The sequence below is a fragment of the Streptomyces sp. NPDC030995 genome (genome assembly GCF_055571215.1).
In genome coordinates, this window is record NZ_JBVIFS010000009.1 from 148,203 (window position 1) to 165,299 (window position 17,097).

General features: G+C 71.4%; 12 protein-coding genes and 1 pseudogene. 7 read left to right on the forward strand and 6 right to left on the reverse strand.

Annotation, left to right across the window (positions count from 1 at the left end; translation table 11 throughout):
• Positions 1-4: 4 nt before the first annotated feature.
• The 4 genes from ACZ45T_RS16700 to ACZ45T_RS16715 all read left to right on the forward strand — a co-directional run bounded on the left by ACZ45T_RS16700 (position 5) and on the right by ACZ45T_RS16715 (position 3,884).
• Positions 5-772, forward strand: a complete 768-nt coding sequence (locus ACZ45T_RS16700) for an enoyl-CoA hydratase/isomerase family protein (RefSeq protein WP_468441790.1) — start codon at positions 5-7, stop codon at positions 770-772.
• A gap of 242 nt (positions 773-1,014) precedes the next feature.
• Positions 1,015-1,527: an ATP-binding protein gene (locus tag ACZ45T_RS16705; RefSeq protein WP_468441792.1), complete on the forward strand. Its 513-nt coding sequence runs from the start codon at positions 1,015-1,017 to the stop codon at positions 1,525-1,527.
• Between the two features lie 363 nt (positions 1,528-1,890).
• Positions 1,891-2,700 carry a polysaccharide deacetylase family protein gene (locus tag ACZ45T_RS16710; protein WP_468441794.1) on the forward strand — a complete coding sequence of 270 codons (810 nt, stop codon included), beginning with the start codon at positions 1,891-1,893 and terminating at the stop codon, positions 2,698-2,700.
• On the forward strand, positions 2,697-3,884 hold the full coding sequence (locus ACZ45T_RS16715) for a YncE family protein (RefSeq protein ID WP_468441796.1): 1,188 nt from the start codon (positions 2,697-2,699) through the stop codon (positions 3,882-3,884). The genes ACZ45T_RS16710 and ACZ45T_RS16715 overlap by 4 nt, the downstream gene beginning before the upstream one ends.
• An 84-nt stretch (positions 3,885-3,968) precedes the next feature.
• Here ACZ45T_RS16715 and ACZ45T_RS16720 read toward each other — a convergent pair.
• A pseudogene (locus ACZ45T_RS16720) lies at positions 3,969-4,548 on the reverse strand (tRNA-dependent cyclodipeptide synthase).
• A gap of 253 nt (positions 4,549-4,801) precedes the next feature.
• Here ACZ45T_RS16720 and ACZ45T_RS16725 point away from each other — a divergent pair.
• Positions 4,802-5,014: an EF-hand domain-containing protein gene (locus ACZ45T_RS16725; RefSeq protein ID WP_030009288.1), complete on the forward strand. Its 213-nt coding sequence runs from the start codon at positions 4,802-4,804 to the stop codon at positions 5,012-5,014.
• A 71-nt stretch (positions 5,015-5,085) separates the two neighbouring features.
• Here ACZ45T_RS16725 and ACZ45T_RS16730 read toward each other — a convergent pair whose 3' ends face one another.
• On the reverse strand, positions 5,086-5,634 hold the full coding sequence (locus ACZ45T_RS16730; RefSeq protein WP_468441798.1) for a PadR family transcriptional regulator: 549 nt from the start codon (positions 5,632-5,634) through the stop codon (positions 5,086-5,088).
• Between the two features lie 85 nt (positions 5,635-5,719).
• On the opposite strand from ACZ45T_RS16730, the gene ACZ45T_RS16735 reads away from it, so the two are divergent.
• Positions 5,720-6,433, forward strand: coding sequence for a flavodoxin family protein (locus ACZ45T_RS16735; protein WP_468441800.1), 714 nt, complete (start codon positions 5,720-5,722; stop codon positions 6,431-6,433).
• Between the two features lie 39 nt (positions 6,434-6,472).
• On the opposite strand, the gene ACZ45T_RS16740 is transcribed toward ACZ45T_RS16735, so the two are convergent.
• Positions 6,473-9,418 (reverse strand): BTAD domain-containing putative transcriptional regulator, encoded by a 2,946-nt coding sequence (locus ACZ45T_RS16740; RefSeq protein WP_468441995.1) that lies wholly within the window; start codon positions 9,416-9,418, stop codon positions 6,473-6,475.
• Positions 9,419-9,433: 15 nt separating this feature from the next.
• Positions 9,434-9,814 (reverse strand): AfsR/SARP family transcriptional regulator, encoded by a 381-nt coding sequence (locus ACZ45T_RS16745; RefSeq protein ID WP_468441802.1) that lies wholly within the window; start codon positions 9,812-9,814, stop codon positions 9,434-9,436.
• Between the two features lie 154 nt (positions 9,815-9,968).
• On the opposite strand from ACZ45T_RS16745, the gene ACZ45T_RS16750 reads away from it, so the two are divergent.
• A complete protein-coding gene (locus ACZ45T_RS16750) occupies positions 9,969-11,141 on the forward strand; it encodes an SGNH/GDSL hydrolase family protein (RefSeq protein WP_468441804.1) in 1,173 nt (390 codons plus the stop codon).
• A gap of 68 nt (positions 11,142-11,209) precedes the next feature.
• Here the strand turns inward: ACZ45T_RS16750 and ACZ45T_RS16755 are convergent, their stop codons facing one another.
• Positions 11,210-11,713, reverse strand: a complete 504-nt coding sequence (locus ACZ45T_RS16755) for an AMIN-like domain-containing (lipo)protein (RefSeq protein WP_468441806.1) — start codon at positions 11,711-11,713, stop codon at positions 11,210-11,212.
• Between the two features lie 170 nt (positions 11,714-11,883).
• Complete coding sequence (locus ACZ45T_RS16760) at positions 11,884-16,800, reverse strand: FG-GAP-like repeat-containing protein (RefSeq protein ID WP_468441808.1); 4,917 nt, start codon at positions 16,798-16,800, stop codon at positions 11,884-11,886.
• Positions 16,801-17,097 lie beyond the last annotated feature (297 nt).

Here is a 17,097-nt window from a genome sequence, read left to right on the forward strand (position 1 = left end):
CCGCATGACCATCTCTCTCGAAGTCTCCGAAGGCGTCGGCACCATCCGCCTGGACCGGCCGCCCATGAACGCCCTGGACATCGCCACCCAGGACCGGCTGCGCGAGCTCGCGGTGGAGGCGACCGACCGGGCCGACGTCCGCGCGGTCGTCATCTACGGCGGCGAGAAGGTGTTCGCGGCGGGCGCGGACATCAAGGAGATGCAGCGGATGGACCACGCGGCGATGGTCGCCCGGTCCCGAGGCCTGCAGGACGCCTTCACCGCCGTGGCCCGCATCCCCAAGCCCGTGGTCGCGGCCGTCACCGGCTATGCCCTGGGCGGCGGTTGCGAGCTCGCGCTGTGCGCCGACTTCCGGATCGCCGCGGACAACGCGAAGCTCGGCCAGCCCGAGATCCTGCTCGGCCTGATCCCGGGCGCGGGCGGCACCCAGCGGCTCTCCCGGCTGGTCGGCCCGTCCAAGGCCAAGGACCTGATCTTCACCGGGCGCATGGTCAAGGCCGACGAGGCGCTCACCCTGGGCCTGGTCGACCGGGTGGTGCCCGCCGCCGAGGTGTACGAGCAGGCGCACGCCTGGGCCGCCAAGCTGGCGCAGGGGCCGGCGCTCGCGCTGCGCGCCGCCAAGGAGTGCGTGGACGCGGGCCTGGAGGCCGACATCGACACCGGGCTCACCATCGAACGCAACTGGTTCGCGGGCCTGTTCGCCACCGAGGACCGCGAGCGCGGCATGCGCAGCTTCGTGGAAGAGGGCCCGGGCAAGGCCAAGTTCGTATGAGCACGGTCCTCCGGTCCTCCCTGTGGGTGGATTAGCCAGGCCTTAAGGCAGCCTTAAGGAGAAGCGGTGATCCACTCACAGTGATCGCTCCGGCGCGGCCTGTAACAGCAGGTCATCGCGCATATGGCAGGGCGCTGCTTGCCTCCCGCATATGACCGGACGCCCCCCGGATTCGTTGAATCCGGGGGGCGTTTTCCCGTGGAACGGCCCGGAGGGGCAGCGCGGCCGTCCATGATGGGTGCATGGCGGGCCTGGAGGGTGTGGAACAGCCGCGGCAGCGCGGCAGCGCTTCGGCGCTTCGGCTCACGGCGGCCGTTGAGGACGAACAGGGTCTCAAGGCGCTGGAGTTGTACGGGAATCCGGCTGAGGCGGAAGTGACCTTGCCGTCCATGCCGGAGTCGGCGAGCACCGCGCGCCGGCTCACCCAGTGCGTGGTGGTCCGCCTCTGGGGCCTCTCGCCGCAGATCGCCGAGCACGCCGTCCTGCTGGTGTCGGAACTGGTCGGCAACGCCGTCCGCCACACCGGGGCCCGCTCGTTCGGTTTACGCATGCTGCGCCGGCGCGGCTGGATCCGCGTGGAGGTGCGCGATCCCTCGCGCGGACTGCCCTGCCTGATGCCGGTCCACGAGCTGGACACCACCGGCCGGGGCCTCTTCCTCGTCGACAAGCTGTCCGACCGCTGGGGCGCGGACCTGCTGCCGCGCGGCAAGATCACGTGGTTCGAGATGCGGGTCGCCGACCGCCAGAACGCCTGAAGCCCCCGGCGCCGTGGTGGGGCGGTGTGGGGGCTTCATGGGTGCGCCGAGGATCTAAGGGGGTGTGATCCTCGGCGTGGCGACTTCGCTCGGGTCAATGGGAAGTCGTGGCTCCGACTATGGCAGACGAGACCCCAAACGCCAAAAGTCCCTACTTGGACATAAGTGGGCAAATCATAAGACTTTCTAGCTAAATCCTAGGTGAGGTGGGCCACTCACCTCGTAATCAATGAATAAATATCGATTGCTCTGAGTGAATCGTTGATCACTTGGTGGACGGACCACCCGATCGGCCCCTTGTGGTGAACATCGCGAATTGGGTCAATCATTACCTTCCGGGTCATCCGCCCCTTAAATGGGCAGGTGCTCTCACATCCAGGCCGCCGAGCGGCCTTGCGAGCGGCGCTGCGCACGGCCGGCCTCGGGGCGGCCGGCGCCGCCGCGGCCGGCCTCACCGCCGCCTGCGGATCGGGCCGCCCCGCCACCGCGTCCTCCGCCCCGCCCCCGGGGCCGGCCAGGGCGGCCCGCCCCGCGCAGGCGGCCGCGGCCGCCCCGCGCCGGTTCGCCGGGCAGCCCGTCGAGATCGGCCACGGCCCGCGCGACCGCCCCCGGGTCGCCCTCACCTTCCACGGCAACGGGGACCCCGCCATCGCCCGGGCGGTGCTGGCCGAAGCCGAACGCGGGGGCGCGCGGGTCACCGTACTGGCCGTCGGCAGCTGGCTCGACGCCCACCCGGAGATGGCCCGCCGGATCCTCGACGGCGGCCACGAACTCGGCAACCACACCCAGCGCCACCTCGCGGTCAACGACATGCCCGAGGGGGAGGCGTACGCGGAGATCACCGGCTGCGCCCAGCGGCTCAAGCGGCTCACCGGCTCCATCGGCACCTGGTTCCGGCCCTCCCAGACGCAGCACGCGACCCCGCTCGTCCAGAAGCTGGCCCAGCGGGCGGGCTACCCGCACGTCCTCTCGTACGACGTGGACTCCCTCGACTTCACCTCGCCCGGCGCCGCGGCCGTCATCCGCACCGTCATCGGGACGATCCGACCCGGATCGGTGGTGAGCCTGCACTTCGGCTACGCGGACACGGTCGACGCGATGCCTCCCCTCCTCGAAGAACTCGCGCGCCGCAAGCTGCGCGCGGTGACCACCACGGAGCTGCTGACCCCATGACGACCATCCGCCTTCCCCGGAGGGCCACCGTGCTGCTGGCCGGTCTGGTCCTCGCCGCCCTGGCCGGCTGCGGAACCGCCGGCAAGGCGCCCGCCGAGGCCATGGGCACCAAGGGCCCGGCCAAGCCCGTCAAGGACGCGCCGGCCGCCCCGCCCGGCCTGCCCGGCATGCCGCCGCTGCTCGATCCGAAGGACGTCTACGCGGCGGACCGGCCGGGCAAACTCTCCCCGGTGGTCAAGGACTTCCCGTCCCGGGTCTACGTGCCGAACACCAGCTCCAACACGGTGTCCGTCATCGACCCGCAGACCTACAAGGTCATCGACACCATCCCGGTCGGAGTCCAGCCCCAGCACGTGGTCCCCTCCTGGGACATGAAGACCCTGTGGGTCAACAACAACCGCGGCCACACGCTCACCCCGATCAACCCGGCCACCGGCGAGGCCGGAAAGCCCGTCGAGGTGCACGACCCGTACAACCTGTACTTCACGCCGAACGGCAAGTACGCGATCGTCATGGCCTCGATGGACAAGGAGCTGGTCTTCCGCGATCCGCACACCATGGACCGCGTCAAGACCGTCCCGGTGACCTGCTACGGCGTCAATCACGCGGACTTCTCCGCCGACGGGCGCTACTTCATCGTGAGCTGCGAGTTCTCCGGCGAGCTCCTCAAGGTCGACACCGAGAAGATGGAGGTCATCGGCCAGCAGAAGCTTCCGTTCGAGGGCGCGATGCCGCAGGACGTCAAGGTCTCCCCGGACGGGAAGACCTTCTACGTCGCGGACATGATGGCGCACGGCATGTGGGTGCTCGGTGGCGACACGTTCGAGACGCCGAAGCTGCTGCCCACCGGCAAGGGCTGCCACGGGCTGTACGTGAGCCGCGACTCCAAGGAGATGTACGTCTCCAACCGGGGCGAGGGCACCATCTCGGTCTTCGACTTCCCGCAGAACAAGCTCACGAAGAAGTGGACGCTGCCGGGCGGCGGCAGCCCCGACATGGGCGGGGTCTCCGCCGACGGCAAGGTGCTGTGGCTGTCGGGCCGCTACAACTCCGAGGTCTACGCGATCGACACCGGCACCGGCAAGCAGCTCGCCCGGATCCCCGTGGGCGGCGGCCCGCACGGGCTCGCCGTCTACCCGCAGCCCGGCCGCTACTCGCTCGGCCACACCGGCATCTTCCGGTAGGCGACGGCCGCGCAGCGCACGCGACGGTGCCCCGGGAGCTCGCACAAACTCCCGGGACACCGTCATTCACCGTCCGGCTACGGACTACCAGGCGAGGGCCTCGGGCCGTACGACGGCGTACGCCTGGTTGCGGGTCGCGCGCAGGCCCCCGCCGCGCGCGAAAAGGACGTCCGTCAGCGGCATCCTGACGTGGTAGGCCGCCACGGAGGACGGCACGTCGAGAATGCTCGGGGTGTCCACGAAGAACGGCAGCTCGGCCGCCATGTAATCGAAACAGACCTGCAACTGCTCGGCTGTGATCGATTCACCTTCCGGCAACTTGGAGCCGACAAAGTGCAGGGCCATCTCCTCGCAGCCCTTGCGGAATTCGTCGTCGGTCTCCAGGAAATGCAGAACGCGTCGGTGCAGCAGTTGGTAGACAGGGTTCGACTGGAACTCGGAAAGTGCCCTCACGCGAATATAGGTCTGTAGAGGTCCTGACTCCTCCATGCCCTTGAGGATCCGCCGCCGGACCGCCTTGGGCGAGACCGGTGATGCGCTCGGAGCTGAAGTAGCTGTTTCCGGGACTCACTCCGATGAGCACATGGTCGCCGTCTTCCCAGATATGGGGGCAGGTGCGGGTGAAGGGCTGAACTTCGAATGATGCGTCGACTTTGATCGTCACCCGTGTGATCGCCCTTGTTGCCGCTTGTCCCTGGGAGCCCTGCGCTCCTGGTATGGCGGCAATGCCGTTACGTTATGCGTGACGCCGGAGTGTGACAAGTGGAGGCCGGAATTGGTGGCTGGAATTATCGCTTCCGCATTGCGGAAAGGGAATGGAATTTCTATCTGCCGCTCGAACGGGACCCGCGGCGGGAGCGGTCCGGGGCGGCCGCTACCCTGAGCCGGTCAACAAGCATCACGAAGGAGTGGACCCAGTGGCGGACATCGAGAGCGCACGGACGACGTTCGGCAAGTTCGACGTGAACGGTGACGGCTTCGTCACGGCGGACGAGTTCAAGGCGGCCATGGCGGCCATGGGCGACCCGTTCGTCACCGGCCCGGTCGCGGACGCCGTGATCGCCTCCAAGGATGCGAACGGCGACGGCCTGCTCAGCTTCGACGAGTTCTGGGCCTCCCTGAACAAGTAAGCAGCCTCAGCACCTCGGCACCTCAGCCTCAGCACCTCTGCCCCGGCCGCGACGGCCGGGGCAGAGGCGTGTCAGGCCTGTGGCCCGGACATGTCCTCGACCTCGGCGAGGGCCTCCTCCAGCCAGTGCAGCCAGAAGGTCTCCAAGGCGATCCCGCCGTGCAGGACGAGCCGGCGCAGCCGGTCCTCCACGGCGTCGCGCCCCGGCGGGAAGTCCTTCTCCTCGATGGCCTCGTACTGCGCCAACTGGCGCTGGTGCAGCTCCAGATGGCGGCGCAGTTCAGGGCCGAGACCCTGCGGCCCCACGACGCCCGCCGCCCGGATCCGCAGCAGCAGCGGGTCGCGCATCGGCTTCGGGTCCTGGCTCTCGCCGACCCACCGCGCCAGCTCCGCGCTTCCGGCGGGCAGCACCTCGTACTCCTTCTTCTGCCCCCGCACGGGCACCTCGCTGGGCAGCGCCCGGATCAGCCCGCCCTCCTCCAGCCGCCCGAGCTCGCGGTAGATCTGCTGGTGCGTCGCCGACCAGAAGAACCCGATCGACTTGTCGAACCGCCGGGTCAGCTCCAGCCCGGACGAGGGCTTCTCGAGCAGGGCGGTGAGGATGGCGTGCGGCAGCGACATGGCGCCCATCCTAGGTTTGCGGCGGCCGCCCCCGTACGGGCGAGGCCCGCTGGCGGGCTCGCCCGCCGGTGCGCAGGCTGGGGGAGTGCCCGCCGACTACGACTACTCGGACCTCACCGCCGTCTACGTGAACTGCACGCTCAAGCGCTCGCCCGAGATCAGCAACACCGAGGGCCTGATCGACAAGAGCCGCGCGGTCATGGAAGCGGCCGGTGCCCGGACCTCGCTCATCCGCGCCGTGGACCACGACATCGCGACCGGCGTCTGGCCGGACATGACCGAGCACGGCTGGGAGAGCGACCAGTGGCCCGTCCTCTACAGCCAGATCATGGACGCCGACATCCTCGTGCTCTGCGGCCCGATCTGGCTCGGCGACAACAGCTCCGTGATGAAGCAGGTCATCGAGCGGCTCTACGCCTGCTCCTCCCTGCTGAACGAGCAGGGCCAGTACGCCTATTACGGGCGGGTCGGCGGCGCGCTGATCACCGGCAACGAGGACGGCGTCAAGCACTGCGCCATGAACATCCTCTACAGCCTCCAGCACCTGGGCTACGTGATCCCGCCGCAGGCCGACTCGGGCTGGATCGGCGAGGCCGGGCCCGGGCCCTCCTACCTGGACCCCGGGTCGGGCGGCCCCGAGAACGACTTCACCAACCGGAACACCGCCTTCATGTCCTGGAACCTCATGCACCTGGCCGCCCTGCTCAAGCGCTCCGGCGGCATCCCGGCGCACGGCAACCAGCGCTCGCTGTGGGACGCGGGCTGCCGCTTCGACTTCCCCAACCCCGAGCATCGCTAAGGGGGTGCCTTGGGGGTGCCTCGGCAGTCCGCTTCGGGACTACGCCGGCACCTCGGCCAGCGCCGACTCCAGCCGCGCCAGCAGCGGCCGGGCGTTCATCCGGCGGCAGCTCGCCAGGGTCTCCTCCAGCAGGGCCCGGGCCGCCGCCGCGTCCCCCGACGCCAGCAGGGCGCGGGCCAGGGGCTCCACGGCCAGGGCCCGCACCAGGCTCTGGCCCGAGCGGCGGCCCAGCTCGTCCGCCGTCCGCAGCTGCCGCAGCGCCTCCGCCACCTCCCCGCCGTCCAGGGCGATCCGGCCCAGCCCGATGCGCGCCGCGCTCTGCCCGGCGAGGTCGCCCGAGCCGCGGGTATGGGCCAGCACCTCCCGGAAGCCGGCCGCCGCCTCGGCCGGCCGGCCGAGCAGCCGCTGCGCGTCGGCGACCCAGCGCAGCATGCACATCCGGGGCCAGGCCGCGCCGTTCGCCTCGGCCACCGCCAAGGCCTCGCGCAGCACCGCCAGGGCCGGTTCCGGCTCGCCGCGCGCGAGCAGCACCTGGCCGATGCCCCGCAGCGAATGGGCCTGCCCGTAGCGGTCGCCGGCCGCCTCGAAGACCGCCGCGCCGCTGCGGCACCGCCGCATCGCCTCGTCGAGCCGGCCCTGGATCCGGTCGAGATAGGAGAGCAGCCAGCCCGCGTACGCCGCCCCGTGCGCGTCCCCGAGCTCCTCGAACAGCGCCTCCCCGGCCGTGAGCATGTCCCGGGCCGGGCCCCACTCCTCCCGGCAGGTCCGGTGCCGCCCCAGGCCGACCAGCAGCACCGCCTCCCCGGTACGGTCCCCGGCGGCCCGGGCCGCGGCCAGCCCCAGTTCCTGCACCGTCTGCCAGCCCGCCAGGTCGCTGCGCAGGTCGAAGAGGTACTCCCCGGCCGCCGCGAGCTCCCAGCAGGCGTACGGGTCCACCCGCGCGGCCTGCCGTACCGCGGCGACCAAGGCCTCGCCCTCCGCCCCCAGCCAGCGCACCGGCTCGGCCCGCGGCCCGGCGAGCACGGCCGGGTCCGGCACCCAGGCGGCCGTGCGCAGTTCCAGCCCGGGGTAGTCCGGGCCCTGGTGGGCCCGCCGTCCCTCGCGCACCAGCGTCACCCAGCAGGACAGGACGCGGCGCGCCGCCGGTGCGCCGGGGCCGCCGAGCTCCCGCCCGAAGGCGCGGACCAGGTCGTGCATGCGGTAGCGGAGCTGCCCCGCCTCGTCGGGGCCCGCCACCTCCAGCAGGTGCGCCGCCGCCAGGGCGTCCAGGGCCTCCTCCGCCGCGTCGAGCGGGCGGTCGAGCACGGCGGCCGCCGTCCAGGCGGCGCAGTCCGGGGCGTCGAGCGCCGCGAGGCCGCGCAGCAGGGCCCGTGCGTCGCCCGGCAGTGCGCGGTAGCCGATCCGCAGCCCCGCCCGCACCCCGTCCAGCACGTCCAGCCGGGACCGCTCGTCGCCGAGCCGGCCGGCCAGCCGGGCGAGTCCTCGGTGGGGGAGCGCGGCCAGCTCGGCGCCGACGATCCGCAGGGCGAGCGGCAGCCCGCCGCACAGCCGCACGAGCTCCCGCGCCGCCACCGGCTCGGCGGCCAGCCGTCCGGCCCCGGCGATGCGCCCGAGCAGCCCGAGCGCGCTGGGCTCGTCGAGCAGCGGCAGTTCCACCACGGACCGCGGATCCGGGCCGGCCGGCCGGTGGCGGGTGGTGACGAGCACCGCGCAGCCGGCCGCGGCCCCGGGCAGCAGGGCCCGGACCTGGGCCTCGTCGGCGGCGTTGTCCAGCAGCACCAGGACGCGCCGCCCGGCGAGCAGGCTCCGGTACAGGGCCGCCCGCTCCGCGGCGTCGGCGGGCACCGCCGCTCCGTCGACGCCGAGGCCGCGCAGGAACCCGGCCAGCACCTCGGCCGGATCCGCCGCGGCCGTCCGGTCGGCGCCGCGCAGGTCCACGTAGAGCTGCCCGTCGGGGAAGTCCCCGCGCAGGCCGTGCGCGACCCGCAGCGCGAGCGCGGTCTTGCCGATTCCGGCCGCCCCGGTGACCAGGCAGACCGCGCCCGCCCCGCCCCGCAGCCCCCGCCGCAGACGCTCGCCCTCACCCTCGCGCCCGACGAACGCACCATCAACGGCAGGCAGTTGGGCAGGAACAACGCCGAGGCCCGCCCCTCCCGAGCTCGCAGGCCGCTGCCCTGCGGGGATGTCCTGGGCCGGGCCCGCCTCGGTGTCGGGTGGGCCGTAGGCCACTGGGTGCGACGTCGGCCCGCACCCGGAGGGAGCCCCCGGGTGGCCACCGGGGCGGCCGGATCCCGCGGCGGTGTCCACCTCGGCGCCGGGTGGGCCGTAAGTCGCCGGGTGTGTCCTCGGCCCGTGGCCGGAGGGAGCCCTTGCGTGGTCACCGGGGCCGCCGGGTCCAGTGGCGGTGTCCGTCTCGGTGTCGGGTGGGCCGTAGGTCGGTGGGTGTGTTCTCGGCTCGTGGCCGGAGGGGGCCTCTGTGTGGTCACCGGGGCCGGTGCCCGGCCTTGTGGCGGGGGCCCGGGCCGGGCGCGGCCGCGGGGTCGGACTGTCGCCGGCGTCTGCGGGCTCCGTGCCGGGCCGCGGCTTCATCGGCCGGGCGGAGCGCGTCCAGGGGCTGCGCCCGTGCAGTGAAGGGGCGTCGGACAGGACGGCCGCGTGCAGGGCGCGGAGTTCCGGGCCCGGGTCCAGGCCGACCTCGCGCGCCAGCCGGCCGCGGGCCGAGGCGAAGGCGGCGAGGGCCTCGGCGCGGCGGCCCGACCGGTACAGGGCCAGCACGTGCAGCTCCACCAGCCGCTCCCGCAAGGGGTGTTCGGCGGTGAGTGCGGTGAGCTCCGCGCAGCTCTCCGCGTGCCGCCCGAGCGCGAGGTCCGCCGCCAGCGCCGCCTCCACGCAGTCGAGGCGTTCCTGTGCCAGCCGGGCCGCCGCCGCTTCGAGGATCCGCCCGCGCAGCCCGCCCAGTGCCACCGGAGCCCGCCACAACTCCAGGGCCCGGCCTAATAGTTACCGGGCTCCGCCCGGGTCGTCCACGGCCTCCGCGGCGCTCCGCAGCCGCGCGAACTCCCGTACGTCCACGACCGCGCGGCCCGGATCGAGCATGAATCCGGCCTCGGTGCGGACCACCGAGGCACCCGCGCCCGCACTCCCCGCACACGCCCCCGCGAGGCTCCGCCGCAGCACGCCCGCCGCGTTCTGCAGTTGCTCCCGCGCCGTGGCCGGCGGGTCGTCCCACACCGCGTCCGCCAGCCCGGCGCTCGGCACCACCCGCCCCGCCTCCAGCGCGAGCGCCGCCAGCACTCTGCGCCCGCGCGGCCCGCCGAGCTCCAACGCACGCCCGTCCAGGGTGACTTGGACCGGCCCCAGCAGGGAGAAGAGCAAGGCCATGGCGGACTCCGACGCACTCCGGGGCGGACGGGTGGCCGACGGATGGGCCGCCGGTGGGCGCCGATCGTAACCTCTGCCCACCCCGCCGGAGCAGGGGTGGATCAGCCTCCGCTTCGGCCGCCCCCATCGCCGCCTCCGAGAGGACGACCCTCCCATGCCCAGGAGATGTTCCAGCCGCACGCGCACCGCCTCCCGAGGCGCCGCGCTGCTGACCGTCGCGCTGCTCGCCCTGGCCGGACTCACCGCCCCCGAGGCCTCGGCGGCCCCCTCCGGGCCCACCGTCGCCGTGGCGATGGGCGACAGTTTCATCTCCGGTGAGGGAGGCCGCTGGCTCGGCAACACCGACCGCTACGACGGCAGCCGCAACGGCACCGACCGCGCCTGGACCGGCGGCTCGAAGTACGACCCGTCCAGGGTCTACGGGGCCACCGGCCAGGTCGGCGGCTGCCACCGCTCCGACGTCTCCGAGATCACCACGGCCCCGCTGCCCGGCATCGACGAGCGGGTCAACCTGGCCTGCTCCGGCGCCGAGACCGTCAACGTGCTGAGCACGGCGGCGGGCGGGCAGCCGTACCAGGGCGAGGCCCCGCAGACCGACCGGCTGGCCGCTCTGGCGAAAGCCAAGCGGGTCAGGCTGATCGCCCTGTCCGTCGGCGGCAACGACCTCGGCTTCGGGCAGATCATCGGCGACTGCGCCTACGACTGGTACTTCAAGCGGCTGTGCTGGAAGAAGCAGACACCGGTCGTCGAGCAGAAGCTGCCCGTGGTGAAGGCCAAGGTCACGGCGGTGGTGGACGACATCCGGGCCACCATGCGGGCCGCCGGCTACGCGGACGGCGACTACCGGCTGGTCCTCCAGTCCTATCCGTCACCGATCCCGGGCGGGGAGTCCTTCCGGCTGAACCAGAACGACTCGGACCGGATGTTCAAGGACGGTTGCCCCTTCAACGACCGCGACGCGGACTGGGCCGCGTACACGCTCGTCCCGCGGATCGGCGACATGATCGAGTCGGTGGCCGGCGCCCGCGGCACCGACTACCTGGACCTGAGGGACGCACTGGCCGGGCACGAGGTGTGCTCGCTCGGCACGGAGCAGGTGGGTCAAGGCGGCCCGGACCCGAGGAAGCACGAGTGGTTCCGCTTCCTCGACTACGCCAACACCCAGGGCACGCTGGAGGAGTCCATGCACCCCAACGCCCACGGGCAGCGGGCCATGGCCGCCTGCCTCGGACTGGTGGGCGCGGCCGCCCCCGGCCGGTACGAGTGCGCGCAGGACTGGTTCGGCGACGGTGACCCGAGCCGGATGCGGATCCGCCCGGCGCGCTGAGCGGGCGGCGGGAGCCCGGGGCGCGTGCGATGCCCCGGGCTCCCGCCGGCGGGATGCGGTGGAGGGGCTCAGTGGGCGATGTCCACGACGAACCGCTCCGGTGAGTGCAGGCTGAAGGCGCGGTAGTAGGGCAGGGTGTCGAAGGCGGCGCCGAAGGTCACGTACCCCTCGTAGTCGCCGGTCAGGGCGATGCCCTTGAGCTTGACCAGGTTGATCTTCTGGAGCTTGGGCCCGAGGTAGAGGTTGTGGCCCGCGTCGTTGTGCGCGGCGGCGGGGTTCAGCCGGATCTCCAGGAAGTGCTTCCCGGCGAGCGGGACCGGTTCGCCGGACCCGTCGTAGCGCAGCTGGGGGACGGGAGTGACGGTGACCGGGGGGACGAAGCCCTGGAGGTCGATGACGATCCGGTCGTACGTGGGGTGCCCGGCCCAGCGGGCGTTGACCACGAGCGGGGTCTGTGTCTGGGTGGTGGCGGCGGTGATGGAGGCCGAGGCAGGTGCGGCGAACGAGAGGCCGACGGCGAGCAGAGCGCCGGTGGCGAGGGCCACGATCTGCCGGAGACGTGCGTGGATCATGACGTCCCCTCGATTCTCGAGAGACGGGGACCAAGTGTCACTCCTTAAGACACGCACCGCCCGCCCACGGTTGCAACCGGGGGCGGGCGGGATGGAGCGAGGGCTCCGCCCCCTCGGCCGGAACCGGGGGAGACGGAGCCCTGTGTGTGCCGGCTGCTACCGGCTGTCGGCTACCACATGCCGGGTGCGGCGTACCAGGACGCGCGCACTCCGTCGAAGCCGCCGTCCGGGCGGCTGGTCAGGGTGAAGGCCCTGGTGTCGCCGGCGGCGTAGTTGTACATCATCACGATGTCGGCGCGGCCGTCACCGTCGGTGTCCCCGGAGATCGGGGTGCCACTGCTGGTGGCGTACCAGTTGCCGTCGCCGGACTTCCAGCTGGCGAGCGGGGCATTGAAGCCGCCGTCGGGCTTGGCGGTGAAGGTGTGCGTGCCCGTCATGCCGCTGTAGTCGTAGACGATGGCGAGGTCGCCGCGGCCGTCACCGTTGTAGTCGCCGCCCGTGGACTCGATGCGAGCCGACTGGAAGGCGGTCGCGGTCGCGGACCAGGACTTGAACGGCGCTTCGAAGCCGCCGTCGGTCTTTGCCTTGAACGTCCACATCGCCGTCTCGACGGTGCCGTTGAAGTACACGGCGGCGATGTCGGAACGGCCGTCGCCGTTCGAGTCGACCACCTGGTACTGCGCGGCGGCGTTGTGCCAGCCGCTCGGCGAGCGCCAGCTGTCGAGCCCGGCGTTGAAGGAACCGTCCGCCTTGCTCGTGAAGGTGGTCGCGGCGGTGACGCCGCTGCCGTGGTCGTGGACGACGGCCACGTCGGCGCGCTTGTCGCCGTTGAAGTCGCCCGCGAGCAGCGCCACCTTGGCCCAGTCCCACTTGCCGGTCGGGATCTGGAAGGGGGCGCCGGGCGCGATGAGGCCGCCGTCGGGCGTGCCGAACCACGTGAAGAGGTTGTTCCTGCCGTCGCCGTAGCCGTACAGGGCCGCGACGTCGGTGCGCTTGTCGCCGTTGAAGTCGCCGGTCGTCCACTTGGCGTTCGCGGCGCTGAAGTTCTGCGCCCCGCTGTTCCAGACGGCGCGGGGCTCGGCGAGCCCGCCGTCCGCCTTGGCGTCGAACACGTACAGGCCGGTGGTGCCGTTGCCGTAGTCGTACGCGGTGATCAGGTCGCTGCGGCCGTCGCCGTTGACGTCACCGCCGAGGTCGGTGCGCAGGTGCGCCGTGCGGTCGTCCGGCTTGTGGGCGGTGGTGGTGTAGCTGTGCCGGTTCCACGAGATGTAGCCGCCCTCGAAGTCGCTGCGGATCGAGGCGCTGTTCGTGTTGTACTCGGCCGAGGTGGGGAAGCCGAGCCAGCCGTTCTCCCAGCCCTCCGCGATGTACTTGGTGCGGTTGGCGTTGCTGACGGGCCAGGCACCCGTGGCGGCACTGGAGAAGAACGTGGTCGTGGGCTCCGAGGCCCCGACCGCCTTGAAGTTCTGGTGCTCACCGGCCTTGGGGCTGGTGGGGGCCTCCGCGCCCACGGGGAAGCCGTAGGTGCTCACCCCGCCGAGCTTCAGGAACGACCCGTAGATCCAGCCCTTCACCGGCTGGGCACCGGTCGCATGGCCGAAGTAGATCGCGCCTGCGGCGCCGTTCTTGCTGAAGGTGCTGACCCACCCGCTTCCGCCGGGGGTCACCATCTCGTCCGAGGTGGGGTAGCCCATGACGCCGGACTCGCGCATCATCTCGGACCACTTGTCGCGGATGCCGCCCTGGATGGACCAGGCCCCGGTCTCCGAGCTCCAGTAGATCGAACGGTCTTCGGCCCCGTTGGCGTTCTTCAGGTGGACGTAGCGGCCCTTGTTGTCCGGCGTGCCGACGGAATCGGAGGTCGGGTGCCCGAAGGAGAGCCCGCCGAGCGCCTTGAACTTGGCGAGGACGGGACCGCACAGCTTGCGCTTGCCGCCGGTGTGCTGGCCTTCGATGGTCTCGCACTCTCCCCAGGGCGTACCGATCTTGACCAGGAGGCGCGGCTCGCCGAAGGCGGAGCCGTTCTGCAGGGTGCGGCCGGGGAACTCGTAGAGCAGGCCGTCCGTGCTGAGGGCGTAGAGGTCGGCGAAGCCGTCGCCCTCGAAGTCGCCGTTGCTCAGCGGCATCGGGTAGGTGCCGGCGGGGATGGTGCCGAGGGAGCTCGCGCGGACCGCGGCGTCCCCGTAGACGGTCAGGTCGGCGCTGACGGCGCCGAACTCGTCGGTGCCCTTGCGGCTGGTGTACTGGTGCACCTTGCCGGTGGTCTTGTCGCGGGCCCAGAGCTCGGACAGCCCGTCACCGTTGAGGTCGCCCGGGACGGAGACGGTCATGTTCTGCCAGTCGGCGTTGCCGAGGGAGACCGGCGGGCTGAAGTTGTCGAGGTACTGGTCCGCGCGGGAGCCCTGGAAGAGGTAGAGCTTGCCTTCGGTGCGGATGAGGAGGTCGGGGTCGTCGGCGTCGTTCAGGACCCCGTCGGAGTTGTCGTCGTTGGTGCTGGCGATGACCACGACCTGATCGGCGTTGGTCCAGAGCCGGTTGTCCTCCGACCAGACGTTGAACTCGAAGCGGCCCGAATCACCGCGCAGGCGGCCGGAGCCGTCGTTCTTGTGGAGCCAGAGCTCCTTCTTCTGCGGGTCCTCGGCGCTGGGGCTCAGCGTGACCAGGTCCTCGTAGCCGTCCTCGACGTTCCAGCTGCCGCGGTGGGCGATGACGGAGCCGGCGAAGCTGGTCTGCGCGGCCGGGACGCCGGCGCCGAGCGTGCCGCCGGTCGCGCCGTCCCGCTGCCAGGGGTAGGTCCGCAGGGATCCGGTGCTCGGGTCCACGGCCCACAGGTCGACGGTGGCGTCACCGTTGAGGTCGCCGGGCTTGTCCGGCCCAGGGGTCCGCTCGGGCTGGAAGTGGTACGCGTACTGGTCGGACTGGTTGCCGGCCGCGTCGACGCTGCGGACGTAGAGGTACTGCGGCCCCGCGCTGTACGGCTTGAAGTTCACGGGCTCCGACGGGCCGCCGGTCTTGGTGGCCTTGACCTGGCGGATGGTGCTGTCCTGATCGGACCACCACACGTAGCCGGTCACGTCCGTGACGCCGTTCGCACCGAAGACGAAGGTGCCGTTGGTACGGGCGGGCTTGCTGGGCTTGCCGCTGCCGGTCTCGGGGAACTCGGCGGAGCTGACGGAAGGCAGCTTCGAGGGCCGGGACCGGTCGATGGTGAAGGTGCACTGGTCCGACATGGGGCTGTCGGCAGTCCAGTCCGTGGTGTGCACCTTCCACCAGTACGCACCGTCGAGCTTCGAGGCGTCGATGCGCACGGCCGCGACCCCGTCGCTGCTGATGTCCACCGGCTGCGAGCCGGACACGCCGGCGCCGACCTTGCCCCACTGGAAGTACGCGCGGAGGTTGTTGTCCTCGTCGTCGTGGACGCGGGCGCGCAGCTGGACCTCGCTGGTCAGACCGAAGATGCCGCCGGCGCAGGGGACCGAGGGGTTGGTGGCGAGATCGGACGGCTTGGCGGGGGCGGTGTTGTAACGGGTGGAGATGCGGGCCGAGTTCGGGTCGAACTTGCGCCACGACACGTCGACCTTGTTGGAGACCGACCGCAGGCCGAACGACCAGCTGCCCCAGTTGTTGGCGGCCACCTTGCTCATCGCGGGCAGAACGTCGAACTCGACGAGTCCGTCACTGCTGTTGGGACAGTTGCGCCCGCCGAAGGACTGGCCGGAGCGGTCCACGGCGCCCTTGCTGGCGGGCTGGCGGTTCCAGGTGATGTTGTTCGGCAGGTCACGGCCGATGTCGAAGAGTTCGACGTCGCCGGAGTTGCAGGACCAGGAGCCGGCGTGCTGCTGCTTGATGCGCATGACGGATTCCAGGATCTGCTTGCCCTGGAGGTTGCTGGTGCCGACCCGGAAGTAGGTGTTGGCCCAGACGGTGTTGCCGGAGTTGTCCTTCGCGACTCCGACGCGGGCGAACTCCTTCATGGCCGCGCCGCCGTTCCAGTACACCGTGTCGGCGCTGCCGCCGACCCCGGTGTTCTTGTAGGCGAGGGACCAGGCGTTCTTCGCCGCGTCGGGACCCCATGTGGGGTCGATGACCACGGGGAAGACGGTGTCCGGAGCCTTCAGCAGCGCGGCGTCGGTCTTCAGCGAGAGGATCTCACCGCGCAGCTCGACGCCGAGGTCCGCCTGCTTGGATCCTTCGGTGGCGCCGGTCAGTACGTCGTCCAGCGGGCGCGGGGCGGGCGGAGCCGGGGTGGCGGCGGCGACCGGCGCGTCCGCGGCGGCGAGGCTGCGCGTGACGGGGGCGTCGGCCTTGGCCCCGGGGGCCTTGACCTCGGGAAGCTTCTCGTTCGGACCCGAGGTCTCGGCCAGCTGGGCGGCGGCGGAGTCCCACATGCGGGGCTCGGGGGTCGAGAAGATGGCCTTCCCGGTCGGGTCGACGGCGCGCAGACGTCCGTCGGGCTCGGCCTTGACGGTCAGGCCCTTGGCCTTGAGGCCAAAGTTGATCTTCGCGAGTGCCGGATTCTTCGCAGCCTCGGCGGACTTGACCACCAGGGAGTGGCTGAAGGAGTCCGGGGTCGCCTTCACCGCGAGGTCCACGCCCGGCAGCACCTCCGGGTACACGGCGGTGTCACCGGACAGCTTCGGCGCGGGCAGCTTGCCCGGCCAGGTCAGCTGGATCTCCCGGCCGTTCTCCCGCATGACGGCGAGCGCGTCCGAGCCGCCGCCGGAGAAGGACACGTCGGTGCGGGCCGCCTTGGGGGCAACCCGGCCCTTCTCCTTCACCTGGAGGGTGGGGTCGACGGGGACGAAGGCGGAGCCCTGCTTCACACGGACCGGGAGCAGCGCCCGGTCCAGCGTCAGGGAGCCGTCCGGGTTCGCGTACACCTCGTCCGTCTCGGTGCGCCGGCTGACGACCTCGACGCGGTTACCCGAGGACTTCGCGGATTTCTTCGCCGATGCCGTCTCTTTCTCCTGCTGGGCACCGAGAGTGGAATCAATCGATCCGGTTTCTGTCTTCTCTTTTTGTGCGGGTGCGGCCAGTGCGGCCGGAGCCACCGCCAGCAAACCGGCGGACAGGGCCGTCGATATCACGACCGAGATTGCTCTCCGTCGACGCCGGCCGCCTGCGCGGCGCGACTGTTCTGCTTGCTTCACTTTCTTCCTTCACTCGTGCCGAGCCGAAATGGGCGCGGCTTTTACTCGCCCGTGTGGCGAAAAACACAGCTGCCTGACCTGCGAGGTGTCCGATACGGGACGTTTGGCCTTTATGTGCCATTTACCGTTCCGTGGGGATCCCATTGCCTGGATTATCTCGCTACTTGACGCTCTGGTAGTAATACCCGACGTCATATCGGATCCTCGCAAGGAGGTAGGGTGAAACTCCGTCGT